Genomic DNA, 14,213 nt, shown 5'->3' with positions numbered 1-14,213 from the left:
CGGGCCCGGGTGCCGGGGCGGCCGCCCCGGCACCCGGGCGGGGCTCAGCCGGCGGTGAGGACGGACAGGTCCTGCTCGGCCCTCGGCACCGAGACCGTGCCGCGGTCGTCGGAGAGGGTCTGGAGGGTGAACCGCTGGATGCTGTTCGAGGGCGGCGCCAGCATCCGCACCGCGTAGACCGGGCCCCCGGAGACCGGTTCCAGCGTCACCGCGAAGGCTCCCTTGCCGGACGACGGCTGGGGCAGCGGGGTGTCGAGGGTCGTCCCGCCCTTGACCGTCACGGTCTCCGACACCGCCTTGCCGCCCCCCACTGGCGAGGAGGTGATCCTCACCTTCGCGCCCTTCTCCGGCGCGGTCAGGAACAGGGCGGAGCCCTCCCGGCGGTTGTCCGGCGACACGGCGCGTCCCCCCACCGGGTCGGCGGCCGCCACGAACGCGGACTCCTGCCGGTCGCCCGCGCCTCGGACCACCCGGATCGAGGCAGCGAACGGCGCCGTGGCGCCCTTCTCCGTCGGCCGGAGCATCAGCGAGCCGACCTCGTCCTGGGCGATGTCGCCGAGGTCGACGGCGGTGGTCGTCCCGCCCCTGACGCGCACCGACTCGTGCCCCGCCGGGGTGATGGTGCCGCTGGGGGTGGACACGCGCAGGGCGAGGTCCACGTCCTCCCTGCCGGTGGCGTGGAGCACCAGGCGCACGGCTCCCGCGTCCTTGGGGATGCCGGGCAGCATCGCGGTCGCGGCGGGATCGGCGGAGGCGGGGAGCCAGTCGCTGCCCAGTTCGCGGTCGGCCGCCTGGACCGCGGCCCCGATCCGGCCGGAGCGCGCCACGGCGTGCAGGGTGAGGTTCTGCGTCGGGTCGCCGGTCAGCGTCGACAGCAGGACGGCGGTGGTGGAGCGCGCCGGGACGGTGATGTTGTCGCCCGCCGGGGTCTCCAGCAGGCCCTTGGCGTCGTACAGCTCGAGGTCGACGACGGCCGCGTCGTCGTCCGGGTTGGTCAGGTGGACGTAGTCCTGCCGGTCCTTCCCGGTGCTGACGCCGGGGAACCAGAACTCGGTGTCGGGGGCCTGGCAGGCCGTGCCGAGAAGGCCCCGCCCCGGTCCCGCGTCCACGACGGTGGTCAGCTGCGCGGAGAACCCGGGGGCCAGGATGCCGTCGGCCGTGCCGACCAGCGCGGGCGTGTCCGCCTTGCTGCTCTCCTTCACCACCGGGTTCCCCGGCTTGAGCAGCTCGACGAACGCCTCCGGGGTGCCCCGGGCGCCCTCGTCGCCGCCGTCGCCGCCCTGCACGGCGGGGGCCAGCTGGGCGGTGCCGCGCCGGCTGGCGCCCTCGGTCCCGGTCTCGGGGGTGAAGACGGTGTAGGTGGTCGACCCGTAGTCGGAGGAGGTCGGGGCCGGGCAGGCCAGGGTGGAGCGCTCCACCGGCTTGCGGGCGGCCGGGGCCGGCGTGTCCGCCCGGCCGGCCTGCGGCGCGGTCAGCACGGCGGCTCCGGTCACCACGGCGAGGGCCACGACGGTCCCGGCCAGGGAGAGGGTGGTGCGGTTCACTTCTCGCTCCCGTCACGGCGGTCCTGCTCGCCGCCGTACGTCGTGCCGCCCTCGGCGGCGTACTGCTGCGGGGGCCGGGCGGCCTGCGGCTCCCGGCCGGCCGGGTCGTACGCGTAGTCGTAGGAGCCCGGGTGCTGCTCCGGACCCGGGTGCCCGGCGCCGGAGTCCCCGGCGGGGAAGCCCTGCGCGTACGGGTCCTGGGCGTAGGGGTCCTGGGTGTACGGGGCCTGGGCGTACTGCTCCTGGGCGTACTGCGCCTGGGTGTACGGGTCCTGGGCGTAGGGGGCCTGGCCCTCCGCGGGCTCCGGCTGCCGGTCCCCGGCCCAGCCGTACTGCTCCTGGCCGTACTGCTCCTGCCCGTACTGCTCCTGCCCGTACTGCTCGTTCCCGTACTGCTCCTGCCGGTCCTCGGCGTCCGCCGGGCCGGCGGTCCCGGGCGGCGGCCCCGCCTGGCGGGGGACGGCCGCGTACGGGCCGTGCCCGTCCCCGGCGGCGTCCCCTGCGGCGTCGTCCGACGCGGGGTCCTGCGGCGCCCCGGGCGGCCGTGCGGCCGCCTCCGCCTCGGCTGCCGCCCGCAGCCGCCGGGCCCTGCGGCCCTCGCCGAGGTCCTCGGCTGCCGTGTCCTCGGCCTCGGGGAGGTCGTCGTCCACCTCGCGCCGGCGTCCCGGCAGTGCGAGCACGACGGCGACGAGCAGCAGGAAGCCCTGGATCCACACCCAGGCGGTGTGGGCGAGGGGGGTGTCGTAGGTGATGTCGAGCCGGCCGCCCTGCGCGGGCAGCGCGAAGCCCTGGGCCCAGTCGTCGAGGGTGACCGGGCCGAGCTCCTTGCCGTCGAGGGTGGCGGTCCAGCCGGGTGCCGCGGCCTCGGCGAGGCGGAGGATGCGCTTCCCGTCGCCCGCGGGGACGTCGGTGTGCACCTCGACGGGGCCGGAGGCGACCGTCGTGACCTTGCCGCCCTCGTCGGTGACGGTGACGCGGGCGACCGGCCGGTCGACCCGCCACAGGGAGATGCCGTTGCTCTGGCTGAGCCGGCTCAGGCCGGGGGTGCTGTCCAGCACGCTCTTGTAGGAGCGCGGTGCGGAGTCGCGGACCAGGACGTAGCGCACGGCGTAGTTCGCCAGCTGGGACGCCTGGTCGGCGCCGGAGCCGGCGACCAGGTTGCCCACCAGGGTGCCCAGCCGGGCGTCACCGCCCTCGCCCACCGCCGCCTCGGCGTCGCCGAGTCCGGCGCCGGCGCCGCGGACCAGCGCGTACGAGACGGTGCCGGCGCTGCCGTCGACGACCAGGGTGCGGGCCCGGTCCTGGTTGGTGCTCTCCTCGGCGACGAAGGCGGGGACCTGGTCGGTCCGCCCGCGGCGCAGCGGGTCCTCGGCCCCGGCGACCATCCAGGTCAGGGAGGCCGCGAGGGGGGCGAGGACCGCGGCCGCGGCGGTCAGGGCGGCGGCCGGCTGGCGCCAGCCGAAGTCCATCGCCGTGACCCGCTCGCGGGCCCCCTCGGCGCCGACGGCCGCCGCGGTCAGCAGGGCGAGGCCGTACACGAGCACGGCGGGGCCGGCCCAGGCGGTGCCGGGGGCGGTGCCGTCGGCCGGGGTGACCGAGGCTCCGTTGAGCAGCACGGCGGCGGCCAGGGAGGCCAGGGCGACGGCCCACGCCCCCAGGACGGCGGTGCGCCGCTCCGTGCGCAGCAGGGCGCCGAGCCCGGCCAGCAGGACGCCGGCCATCAGCCATCCGGAGACCGTGCCGGGGCCGCCCGGGTTCAGCAGCAGCAGGTCGGCGGCGGAGGCGGGGTCGCCCCCGTAGGGCAGGCCGGCCTCCAGGAGGAAGCGGCCGGGGTGCGTGAACAGGGCCAGCGACCAGGGCGCGAGCAGCAGCACCGGGGTGCCCAGGACCGCGGCGCCGCGCAGCAGCAGGGGGACCAGCAGCTGCCGGTGGCCGCGCGCGGCTCGGAAGGCGATCGCGGCGGCGCACAGCACCAGGGTGAGGGGCCACACGACCGGGGTGAACGCGGTGGTCACGGTGGTCAGCAGGGCGAACGCCCAGGTGGCGCGCCAGCCGGGCCGGGCGCCGTCGGCGATGCGGTCGCGGTCGAGGGCCAGGCCGGTCGCGGCGACGGCGGCGCGGGCCGTGAGCGGCAGGAGCACTGCGAGCACCGCGGTGCCGAGGCGGCCGCCGGCCAGCGCGCCGGTGACGGCGGGCAGGAAGGCGTAGGCGACGGCTGCCCAGGCGCGGATCAGCCGGGACTCCACCAGCGGCCGGGAGGCGAAGTAGGCGCTGAGGCCGGCCAGGGGTACCGAGCCGACGAGCAGGACGGCCACCGCCAGGCCGGCGTTGCCGAGCATCAAGGTGCCCAGCAGGGCCACGAGGGCCAGGTAGGGGGGTGTGGAGGCGGTGCCGCCCACGCCGACCGTGTGCCGGCCCTCGGCGATGCGGGACCACAGCTCGGAGGCGGCATCGGGGGCCGGCAGCAGGGCCCCGCCGGAGAGCACCCCGGTGCCGTACAGGCCGCGGCAGGCGACGAGCGAGACGAGCAGCAGGACGGCGAACAGGACCGGGGCGGGTTTGCGGGCGATCCGCTTGAGCCGGGCGAACTGCTCGACCTCGATGAAGTCGCCGTCCTCGTCGGAGGGGCCGCTCTCCACGGCTCCGTGCCGGCCGCGCGGGCTCTCGGGCTCGACCCGGCCGGAGACGTTGCCGGCGAACTGCTCGACGGTGAGCCGGACGGTGGCGCCGGGCGGCGGGAAGAGGGGGCGCAGTTCGGCCGGGTCCGCCTGCGGCCTGCCCCGGCGGCGGCGGGCAGCGATCAGCCTGCCCGGGCGCAGCAGGACGCCGAGGAGTCCGGTGATCTCGTCCAGTGCCTGGCCGGGCGCCTTGCCGACGAGGTAGCCGACGGTGCGCAGGAGCGTGCCGAGCACGATCCGCAGGGCGACGTAGGCGAGGAGGGGCCCCCGGGTGTTGGCCAGGAGGGTGTGGACGGCGCCGGCCTTGTCGACCTGGTGCGGGCGGTCGGCCGCGCAGTCGACGGGGCGGCGCTCGCGGGAGGCGGCCTCTGCGTGGCGGAGCACGGCGTCGGGGGCGACGAGGACCCGGTGCCCGGCGGACTGCGCCCGCCAGCAGAAGTCGACGTCGTCGCGCATCAGGGGCAGGGCGGGGTCGAACCCGCCCAGTTCCTCCCACACGTCTCGGCGCACCAGCATGCCGGCGGAGGAGACGGCGAGGACCTGGCGGACCTGGTCGTGCTGGCCCTGGTCCTGTTCGCGGCGCTCCAGGCCGGTCCAGCGGCGGCCGCTGCGGGCGATGCTGACGCCGACCTCGAGGAGCGAGCGGCGGTCGTACCAGCTGCGCAGCTTGGGGCCGACGATCGCGGCGGAGGGGCTGGAGTCGGCGACGCGCAGGAGTTCGGCGAGGGCGTCCGGGGCGGGTTCGCAGTCGTCGTGCAGGAGCCACAGCCATTGGACGGGTTCGCCGGGGCCGGGACGGTCGGGGTCGTCGTCCCAGGCGCGGGCCGCGGGGTTCCAGCCGCCCTGGCGGTACAGGTGGGGCAGGCTCTCCACCGGGACCGGGCCGGCGACCCGCACGGCCTCGGCGACGGCGGCGCCGAATCCGGTGCGCCGGGCGAGGTGCACGACGCGGTCGGAACCGAGCGCGTCGGCGAGCAACTGCGCGGACGCGTCGGAGCTTCCGGTGTCCGCGGCGATCACGCTCTGCACCGGGCGTTCCTGGCCGGTCAGGCCGGCCAGGGCGTCGGGGAGCCAGCGGGCGCCGTCGTGGGCGACGAGCACCGCGGTGACCACGTGGCGCGGGAACTCAGGTGTGTCGGCGGGGTGCTGAGCCGCCGTATGACTGTGCACGGACATCGAGGTACGGGCCCCGGTTCGCTGGACTGCGGTGGACGCGCACCGGGCCCGCGGGCCGCGCGCACGTCTCGGACGGGGCCCCACACTAACGGCTCACGCACGGACCTCCGCCCGGGTCGTCGGACCGTGGTCCGGCGGCGGACCGCATCCGTCCGTCCGATGCGTCCGATGCGTCCGGGGTCGACGGCCGGGGCCGGACTGCGGAACGCGTGCCTCAGACGGCGCTCTTCTTCAGCCTGCGGCGTTCGCGCTCGGAGAGGCCTCCCCAGATGCCGAAGCGCTCGTCGTTGGCGAGTGCGTACTCCAGGCACTCGGAGCGGACCTCGCACGCGAGGCAGACTTTCTTGGCCTCACGCGTGGAACCGCCCTTCTCGGGGAAGAAAGATTCCGGGTCGGTCTGGGCGCACAATGCGCGCTCCTGCCACCCGAGCTCCTCTTCTTCCACCTCTTCGCCCAGCAGTAGCTGGAAAAGCTCGGTCATGCGCGCCCCTCGCTCCTCTGTGCGTCCCCGTGATGCAGCCGTTGCCGGTACGGCCGAACGACACGGGTTGAATTACAAGTGCGGCGATCCGGGGCAGTCAAGCCGGAATCTGCTATTGGGCCGCTTATTCACTCCGCAGAACCAAGGTCCCGCAGAAAGTGTGCAAATCAACCTGAATCGAGGGGGGGCACCGGAACCCGCCCGGGGGTCGGATGCTGCGCCTTCTCCCCCGGTTCCTGGTGAGCAAACCTTTCAGCGGATCGGACAACCGGTTCAGGGGACACAAACCCCCCTCTTTGACCATCAGGTTGACAAACGCGGGAGCGACCAGGTGTCCTGGACCGCGTGTCAGTGACCCACGTGCCCCTGCGGACTCGCCAGGCCGAGTCCCGCCGCGCCGTGCCGAGCCACTGCTTCCTTCCGTGCCTCTGTCGCACCGGCTGTCACTGCTGTACCGGCTGTCACCGCTGTACCTGCTGCTGCCGCTGACCGCCCCGGCCGGGTTCCGTCCGGCCCGTTGATCCACCGGCCCCGCCGTCGAGCGGCCGGACACCGGCGGATCCGACGCAGCACCCCCCTCACGCGCATCCCTCGCCTGTTCCTGCCTTCTCCCCCGAGGACCACCGTGCACCGCGCCACCGACCGCACCCCCGCCGTCGCCCCCGCCCCTGCTGTCGCCCCCGACGCCGCTCCCCGGTTGTCCGACATCTCGATCGCCGGGGACCCGCTCGCCGTCCCCCACCTGCTGCCGCCCGTACCCCGCCACCCGGTGACCGTGGCGGAGTTCTCCGGCCTGGCCCGCGCCGTCGCCGCCGACCGGGAGCGCTGGGAGCCCCTGGTCGACTACGACGCCACCACCCGCTGGTACCACCTGCTGGACCGGGGCCCCGGGCACGAGCTGTGGCTGCTGAGCTGGCTCCCCGGCCAGGGCAGCGGGCTGCACGACCACGGCGCCTCGTCCGGCGTGCTCACCGTGCTCCGCGGGCGCCTGACGGAGCGTTCGCTGGGCCTGGGCGGCGAGCGGCGGAGGTCGCTGGGGGCGGGCGCGCAGCGGGTCCTCCCGCCCGGACACGTGCACGAGGTCGTCAACGACTCGCTGGAACCCGCGGTCAGCCTGCACCTCTACTCGCCGGGGCTGACCCGGATGACCCCGTACGGCCCCGTCCCCGCCGCCGCCTCGGGTTCCGCCGGTCCGGGCGCCCCCTCCGGGGTGCGGGCCGGGGCCGGAACGGGCGGAGCGGGACGGGCCCGCACCGCTCCCGGCGACGGGGAGCGGCCGTCCGGCTGACAGACTGCCCCCATGCGCATCGTGGTACTGGCCGGAGGCATCGGGGGCGCCCGTTTCCTGCGCGGCCTGAAGCAGGCAGCTCCCGACGCGGAGATCACCGTCGTCGGCAACACCGGGGACGACATTCACCTGTTCGGCCTCAAGGTCTGCCCCGACCTGGACACCGTCATGTACACCCTCGGCGGGGGCATCGACGAGGAGAAGGGCTGGGGGCGGGCCGGGGAGACCTGGTCGGTCAAGGAGGAGCTGGCCGCCTACGGCGTCGGCCCCGACTGGTTCGGCCTGGGCGACCGGGACTTCGCCACCCACATCGTCCGCACGCAGATGCTCGCGGCCGGCTACCCGCTCAGCGCGGTCACCGAGGCCCTGTGCGCCCGCTGGCGGCCGGGGGTGCGGCTGATCCCGATGAGCGACGACCGGGTGGAGACCCACGTGCTCATCGACTCCCCCGACGGCTCGGGCCGCAGGGCGGTGCACTTCCAGGAGTACTGGGTGCGGCACCGGGCCTCGATGCCCGCGCACGCCGTCCTGCCGGTCGGCGCTGACAGGGCCGCGCCGGCCCCCGGCGTGCTGGAGGCGATCGGCGCGGCGGACGTCGTGCTGTTCCCGCCGTCGAACCCGGTGGTCAGCATCGGCACGATCCTGGCCGTCCCCGGGATCCGCGAGGCGATCGCCGACGCGGCCGTGCCGGTGGTCGGCCTCTCCCCCGTCGTCGGCGGTGCGCCGGTGCGCGGCATGGCCGACAAGGTGCTGGCGGCCGTCGGCGTGGAGTCCACCGCCGCCGCCGTCGCCCGGCACTACGGCAGCGGCCTGCTCGACGGCTGGCTGGTCGACACCGTCGACGCGGCCTCGGCGGCCGAGGTCGAGGAGGCCGGCATCCGCTGCCGCGCGGTGCCGCTGATGATGACCGACACCGATGCGACCGCGCGGATGGCGCAGGAGGCCCTGGACCTGGCCGAGGAGGTGCGCGCGTGACGGCCGGCCGTCCCGCGCCGCCGTCCGGGGCGCCCTCGTTCCGGGCGTGGGCCCTGCCGGGCCTGCCCGAGATACGTCCCGGCGACGACCTCGCCGCGCTGGTCGCCGGCGCGGCCGCCGACGCGGCCGGGCCCGGGGGCGGCCCTGGCCTGGCCGACGGGGACGTGCTGCTGGTCACCTCGAAGATCGTCAGCAAGGCGGAGGGCCGCGTCGTGCGCGCCGAGGACCGCGAGGCGGCGATCGACGCCGAGACGGTGCGGGTGGTGGCCCGCCGCGGCCGGCTGCGCATCGTCGAGGACCGCAGGGGCCTGGTCATGGCCGCCGCGGGGGTCGACGCCTCCAACACCCCGGCCGGCACCGTGCTCCTGCTCCCGGAGGACCCCGACGCCTCCGCCCGGCGGCTGCGTGCCGGACTGCGCGAGCGGCTGGGCGTGGACGTGGCGGTCGTGATCACCGACACCTTCGGCCGGCCCTGGCGCAACGGCCTCACCGACGTGGCGATCGGCGCCGCGGGCCTGCACGCCCTGGAGGACCTGCGCGGCGGAACCGACGCCCACGGCAACGAACTGGCCGTCACCGTCACCGCGGTCGCCGACGAACTGGCGGCCGCCGCCGACCTGGTGAAGGGCAAGACCGGCGGGCTGCCCGTCGCCGTCGTGCGCGGACTGGACCGCCTCACCGTGCCGGAGGACGGCGACGGCGCCCGTCCGCTGGTGCGCGACGCCGCCGCCGACCTGTTCCGGCTCGGCACCTCCGAGGCCGTGCGCGAGGCCGTCCACCTGCGCCGCACCGTGCGGGAGTTCACCGACGAGCCGGTCGACCCCAAAGCGGTGCGCCGCGCGGTGGCCGCGGCCGTCACCGCACCCGCGCCGCACCACACCACGCCCTGGCGGTTCGTCCTGCTGGAGTCGGCCGGGGCGCGCACCCGGCTGCTGGACGCCATGCGCGAGGCGTGGATCGCCGACCTGCGCGCCGACGGGCTGCCGCCGGAGCGGATCGAGCGGCGGGTGGCGCGCGGCGACGTCCTGCGGCGCGCCCCGTACCTCGTCGTCCCCTGCCTGGTCGCCGACGGCGCCCACCACTACCCCGACGAGCGGCGCAGCGCGGCCGAGCGCGAGATGTTCGTGGTGGCCGCCGGTGCCGCGGTGCAGAACCTGCTGGTGGCCCTGGCCGGCGAGCAGTTGGGCTCGGCGTGGGTGTCGTCGACGATGTTCTGCCGCGACGTGGTGCGCAGGGCGCTGGACCTGCCGGACGGCTGGGACCCGATGGGCGCGGTCGCCGTCGGCCGTCCCGCCGCCCCGCCGAGGCCGCGGCCGGAGCGCACCGCCGAGGCGTTCGTCGAGGTCCGCTGAGGCTCCCGGCCCTCCCGGCCCTCCCGGCCCTCCCGCCGGTGCTGCACGGCGCTGCGGCTCTCCGGTCCTCCGGCCCGCCGGGGCCGGGGGCCGGTCCGCGTTCACAGCCGGGCGATGTCCCGGGGGGCGGCGCGCGGGGCGCGGCGGGGCGGGCGCACGCCGGAGAGCAGGACGAGCCGGCAGGCCCGGTGGCGCTGGCCGGCGTAGGGGGCCAGGAGTTCGAGCATGCCCGCGTCGTCGGTGCGCGCGCCGGCCAGCGCGTGGCCGACGAGGCCGGGCAGGTGCAGGTCGCCCACGGAGACGGCGTCCGGGTCGCCGTTGCTGCGCTGCAGGGTCTCGGCGGCGGTCCACGGGCCGATGCCGGGGACCAGCCGCAGGCGGTCGGCGGCCGACGCGCCGTCCATCCCCGCGGCCTCCTCCAGCCGGGGCGCGACGCGTACGGCCCGCAGGACCGTCGCCGAGCGCTTGCCGTCGACGCCGGCCCGGTGCCACTCCCAGGAGGGGATCAGCGCCCAGGTGCGCGCGTCGGGCATGACCCGCATCCCCTCGGCGGGGGACCCCGCCGGGCCGGGGGCCGGCTCCCCGTGGCGCCGGAGCAGCAGCCGCCAGGCGCGGTGCGCCTCGCTCAGGGTGACCTTCTGCTCCAGCACCGCGGGGATCAGCGACTCCAGGACCAGGCCGGTGCGGCCCAGCCGCAGGCCCGGGTGGCGCCGGTGGGCGTGGAGGAGGACCCGGTGGCGCGGGGTGAACGCGGCGGGGTCGTCGTCGGCGCCGAGGAGCGACGGGAGCGCGTCGAGGAGCCACGGCGCGCCCGGCCCCCAGGCGGACGCCTCCACGAGGTCCTCGCCCCGGCGACGCGCGACGCGCAGGGTCCCGGGGCCGCAGGGGGTGCGGGAGGCCCGCCACAGCGAGCCGTCGGCCGCGGTGCGCAGCGCGGGGTCGCCGGGGCCCCGGCGCAGGACGCCGAGGACCAGCGCGGGGTCCAGCGGGCCGGGCGGGCGCCAGGTGCGGGTGAGTTCGGGGGCGGGGGGCGCCGCGGGGCCGCGTTCCCGGCCCGGGGCGGGGACGTGCGGGGGCCGCGCGGGGCTCGCGGTGGGCCGGTCGGTGAGTTCCACGGACAGTCCTGATCCGGTGCGGGTGCCCGTCGAGACTAACCCGGACGGGCTACCGGCGCCGGGCCGCCCCGCCGCCCGGCCTGCACGCACGGACGCACGCACGGACAGCACCGGGCGGCCCGGCGGACGGGACGGCGGACGGGACGGCGGACGGGACGGCCCGGGTCACTGGTCGGAGGAGAAGCGGACCGAGGCGTCGGGGATGCGCGCGTCGCACCAGACGCGGACGCCGCAGCGCAGCTCGTTGTCGGCGCCGACGACCGCGCCGTCGCCGACGACGGCGTCGTGCACGACGGTGCGGGCACCGATCCGCGCGCGGGCCCCGACCAGGCTGTCGACGATCCGTGCGCCGGGCTCGACGACCGCGCCGTCCAGGATCGCGCTGCCGTCGATCCGCGCCCCCGCGCCGACCACCGCGCCGGGGCCGACCACCGTGCCGCCGGCCAGCTTGGCGTCGGGCGCCACGTCGGCCCCGTCGAGGACCAGGCTGTCCCCGCAGCGGCCCGGGACGGCGGGCGAGGGGGCGCGGCCCAGGACGAGGTCGGCCGACCCTCGCACGAAGGCCTGCGGGGTGCCCAGGTCCAGCCAGTAGGTGGAGTCGACCATGCCCTGCAGGTGCGCCCCGTCCCGCAGGAGCCCTGGGAAGGTCTCCCGCTCGACCGAGACCGGCCGCCCGGTGGGGATGGCGTCGATCACCGCGCGGTCGAAGACGTACGCGCCGGCGTTGATCTGGTCGGTGACGATCTCCTCCGGCGTCTGGGGCTTCTCCAGGAACGCGGTGACCCTGCCGGTCGGGTCGGTGGGGACCAGCCCGAAGGCCCGCGGGTCCTCGACCCGGGTCAGGTGGAGGGAGACGTCGGCGCCGCTGCCGGTATGGGTGTCGACGAGGGCCCGGATGTCCAGGCCCGTGAGGATGTCCCCGTTGAAGACCAGGACGGGGTCCCCGGGGGCGCCGGTGAGCCGTTCGGCGGCGTTGCGGATGGCCCCGCCGGTGCCCAGCGGTTCCTCCTCGGTGACGTACTCGAGGTGGAGCCCGAGCGCGGAGCCGTCGCCGAAGTACGGCTCGAACACCTCGGCGAGGTAGGAGGTGGCGAACACGATGTGCTCCACCCCCGCCTCCCGCGCGCGGGCCAGCTGGTGGCTGAGGAAGGGCACCCCGGCCGCTGGAACCATGGGCTTGGGGGTGTGCACCGTCAGCGGGCGCAGCCGTGTGCCCTTGCCGCCGACCAGGAGGATGGCTTCAGTCACCTGTGGTCTTCCTGCTTCCTAACCGGGGTCCGAGTCGTCTTCGACAGGGACGCGCAGTGTAGGCAGCTCGGATCCGGGCCCGTCGCAACGGGTCCCCACCGGCGCACTCCCCATGGCGCCCCCTACCGGCCCTGCAGGTCCGCCGCGAGGTCGCGGACGCGGTCGAGCCGGTTGTAGAGCTCTGCCCCGGGACAGTCGGTGGAGAACCCGTCCCGGTGACCGGAGATCACTCTCACACTCACCCTCTCGCCCTTCGGGTACTTGCCGTTGCCCCCGGAGACCAGGGTGGTGCGGCCCCCCGCGTCGCGTCCGTACAGGCCGAGCTTCCACGCAGTCAGTTTCGCCACGCCGTCCAAGGCGTCGGCGGTGGGCCGGGCCGAGGAGTAGGTGCCCAGGACGGCGACGCCCATGGTGTCGGTGTTGAAGCCCAGGACGTGGGCGCCCTGCACGGCCCGGGTCACCCCGCCGGCGCGGCCCTCGTAGATCGTCCCGCACTTGTCGACGAAGAAGTTGTAGCCGACGTCGCGCCAGCCGTTGCTCTGCACGTGGTAGCGGTAGATGCTGCGGACGACCGAGGGTGCCTCGTCGCAGCTGTAGTCGTTGCCGGTGCCGCTGTGGTGGACGAACGCCGCCCTCACCGTGTCGGTGTAGGCGTAGCCGCTCTCGCGGATGCTCTCGTCGGCGCCCCAGCCGGAGCGGGTGACGATGCCGGGCCTGGGCGCGGTGCCGTCGTCGTCGCGGGGGTCGTCGTCCTCGTGGGACCACTCGTCCTCCCGGGGGCCGTCGTCCCGGTCCCCGGAGCCGGAGGGCGGGCCCGGCTCGTACCCTCCCGGGTCGATCAGGTCCAGGCGCATGCCGTCGGGGAGCGCGTCCAGCACGTCGCCCAGCGGGTCGTCGCTCCGGCCGCCCCGGCCGCGCCGGGATTCAACACGGGCGTCCCCGTGCGCGTGGGCGTCCCCGTGCGCGTGACGGGCGACTGCGGGGACCACGCGGACCTGCACGCCGTCCGAGGGGCCGACCCACAGCGGCGCGGTGCCGCCGCGGACCCCGTCCGCGGCCCGCTCCGCCGATACCGGGTCGGGTGCGTCGTCGCGGTGCGTCTGCACCTCCTGCCATTCGGACCAGGTCCCGGTGCCCGCGTCGCGGGTGCGGACCCGGACGGCGCCGTGCAGGTCCTCCCCGGCGTCGTCCCAGGTGACGCCGAGGAGGGAGAAGGGCTCGACGGACTGCGCGGGCACTCCGCGCACGGCCGGTCCCGCGGCGCGGGCCGTGGCGAGCGGGCGGAGCGGGAGGGTGTGGACGCCGCCCGCGGACGGGACGTCCTCTCCTCCGGGGGCGGCTGTGGAGGGCCCGCGGGCGGCGGACAGCGCCGGCGTGACGGCGAGCCCGACCGCGCAGAGGGCACCGATCGCGGAAGCAATAAATGGACGCATGGGACAGATGCTTGCATAAGCGATATGAAAAGCAATCGCCAACCCACCCCCTCACACCCGGCAGTACGTACTTTCAGGACACTTCACCCCGAAGGTTCCTGATTCCCCGTCGGACCGCGCCGCGTACCCTTGTGGCGATGAACGAGACCGAACGGACCCCCGCCGACCTGCTGCGTTCCGCGCTCGCCTCGGACCCCTCGCGCCCGCTGGTCACCTTCTACGACGACGCCACCGGCGAGCGGGTGGAGCTGTCCGTCACGACCTTCGACAACTGGGTCGCCAAGACCGCCAACCTGCTGCAGGAGGACCTGGGCGCCGAGCCCGGCGACCGCCTGGCCCTGCTGCTGCCCGCCCACTGGCAGACCGCCGTCTGGCTGATGGCGTGCTTCTCCACCGGCGTGGTGGCCGTCCCCGGGGGCGACCCGGCCGGCTGCGACCTCGTGGTCAGCGGCCCGGACACCCTGGACGCCGCCGCGGCGTGCGCCGGGGAGCGGGTGGCGCTCGCCCTGCGGCCGCTCGGCGGACGCTTCCCGCAGCCTCCGCAGGGCTTCGCCGACTACGCGGCCGAGGTCCCCGGGCAGGGCGACCGCTTCGTCCCCCACGTCCCCGTCGACCCGTCGGCCGCCGCACTGGAGGTGGGCGGCGAGGAGCTGACCGGCGCCGAGGTCGTCGAGCGGGCCGTGCGGAGCGCGCGGGACCTGGGGCTGGACGCGGACTCCCGGCTGCTGTCCGCTCTGGACATGGACGACTGGGAGGGGATCGCGGCCGGTCTGCTCGCCCCGCTGGCGGCGGGCGGCTCCGTGGTGCTGTGCCGCAACGCCGACCGCGCCGCGCCCGGCGAGCTCGACCGGCGCGGGGAGGCCGAGCGGGTGACCCATCGGGCCGTCCGGGCCTGACGGAGGCGCCCCGCGGTTTCCGGCCGG

Annotated in this window: 10 protein-coding genes; 4 read left to right on the top strand and 6 right to left on the bottom strand. The window is 76.2% G+C overall.

The window, feature by feature from the left end:
* Positions 1–44: 44 nt before the first annotated feature.
* The 3 genes from GQS52_RS17045 to GQS52_RS17035 form a co-directional block, all read right to left on the bottom strand.
* Entirely contained in the window at positions 45–1,544 is a 1,500-nt protein-coding gene (locus GQS52_RS17045; protein ID WP_182314250.1) for a DUF5719 family protein, read from the bottom strand.
* Entirely contained in the window at positions 1,541–5,398 is a 3,858-nt protein-coding gene (locus GQS52_RS17040) for a glycosyltransferase family 2 protein (protein WP_182314249.1), read from the bottom strand. The genes GQS52_RS17045 and GQS52_RS17040 overlap by 4 nt, the downstream gene beginning before the upstream one ends.
* Positions 5,399–5,612: 214 nt before the next feature.
* A complete protein-coding gene (locus tag GQS52_RS17035) occupies positions 5,613–5,879 on the bottom strand; it encodes a WhiB family transcriptional regulator (protein ID WP_182314248.1) in 267 nt (88 codons plus the stop codon).
* Between the two features lie 697 nt (positions 5,880–6,576).
* Between GQS52_RS17035 and GQS52_RS17030 the strand changes: the two genes are divergently transcribed.
* The 3 genes from GQS52_RS17030 to GQS52_RS17020 are packed head-to-tail and all read left to right on the top strand — an operon-like array spanning position 6,577 to position 9,494.
* A complete protein-coding gene (locus tag GQS52_RS17030) occupies positions 6,577–7,167 on the top strand; it encodes a cysteine dioxygenase family protein (protein ID WP_182316519.1) in 591 nt (196 codons plus the stop codon).
* Positions 7,168–7,179: 12 nt separating this feature from the next.
* Positions 7,180–8,142, top strand: coding sequence for a 2-phospho-L-lactate transferase (gene cofD, locus GQS52_RS17025; RefSeq protein WP_182314247.1), 963 nt, complete (start codon positions 7,180–7,182; stop codon positions 8,140–8,142).
* Positions 8,139–9,494: a coenzyme F420-0:L-glutamate ligase gene (locus tag GQS52_RS17020; RefSeq protein WP_182314246.1), complete on the top strand. Its 1,356-nt coding sequence runs from the start codon at positions 8,139–8,141 to the stop codon at positions 9,492–9,494. Before cofD ends, GQS52_RS17020 begins: the two co-directional genes overlap by 4 nt.
* Before the next feature lie 101 nt (positions 9,495–9,595).
* Here GQS52_RS17020 and GQS52_RS17015 read toward each other — a convergent pair whose 3' ends face one another.
* The 3 genes from GQS52_RS17015 to GQS52_RS17005 all read right to left on the bottom strand — a co-directional run bounded on the left by GQS52_RS17015 (position 9,596) and on the right by GQS52_RS17005 (position 13,290).
* Positions 9,596–10,480, bottom strand: a complete 885-nt coding sequence (locus tag GQS52_RS17015; protein WP_182316518.1) for a DNA-3-methyladenine glycosylase 2 family protein — start codon at positions 10,478–10,480, stop codon at positions 9,596–9,598.
* A 294-nt stretch (positions 10,481–10,774) separates the two neighbouring features.
* On the bottom strand, positions 10,775–11,857 hold the full coding sequence (locus GQS52_RS17010; protein WP_182314245.1) for an NDP-sugar synthase: 1,083 nt from the start codon (positions 11,855–11,857) through the stop codon (positions 10,775–10,777).
* Between the two features lie 122 nt (positions 11,858–11,979).
* Positions 11,980–13,290 (bottom strand): N-acetylmuramoyl-L-alanine amidase, encoded by a 1,311-nt coding sequence (locus tag GQS52_RS17005; protein WP_182314244.1) that lies wholly within the window; start codon positions 13,288–13,290, stop codon positions 11,980–11,982.
* 137 nt (positions 13,291–13,427) lie between these two features.
* On the opposite strand from GQS52_RS17005, the gene GQS52_RS17000 reads away from it, so the two are divergent.
* On the top strand, positions 13,428–14,186 hold the full coding sequence (locus tag GQS52_RS17000) for a TIGR03089 family protein (RefSeq protein WP_182314243.1): 759 nt from the start codon (positions 13,428–13,430) through the stop codon (positions 14,184–14,186).
* Positions 14,187–14,213: the final 27 nt, after the last annotated feature.

Source organism: Streptomyces sp. SCUT-3, from assembly GCF_014083985.1.
Classification (GTDB): domain Bacteria; phylum Actinomycetota; class Actinomycetes; order Streptomycetales; family Streptomycetaceae; genus Streptomyces_H; species Streptomyces_H thermolineatus.
The sequence above is the reverse complement of the archived record's forward strand: the minus strand, read 5'-3'. Positions and strand labels throughout refer to the sequence as shown.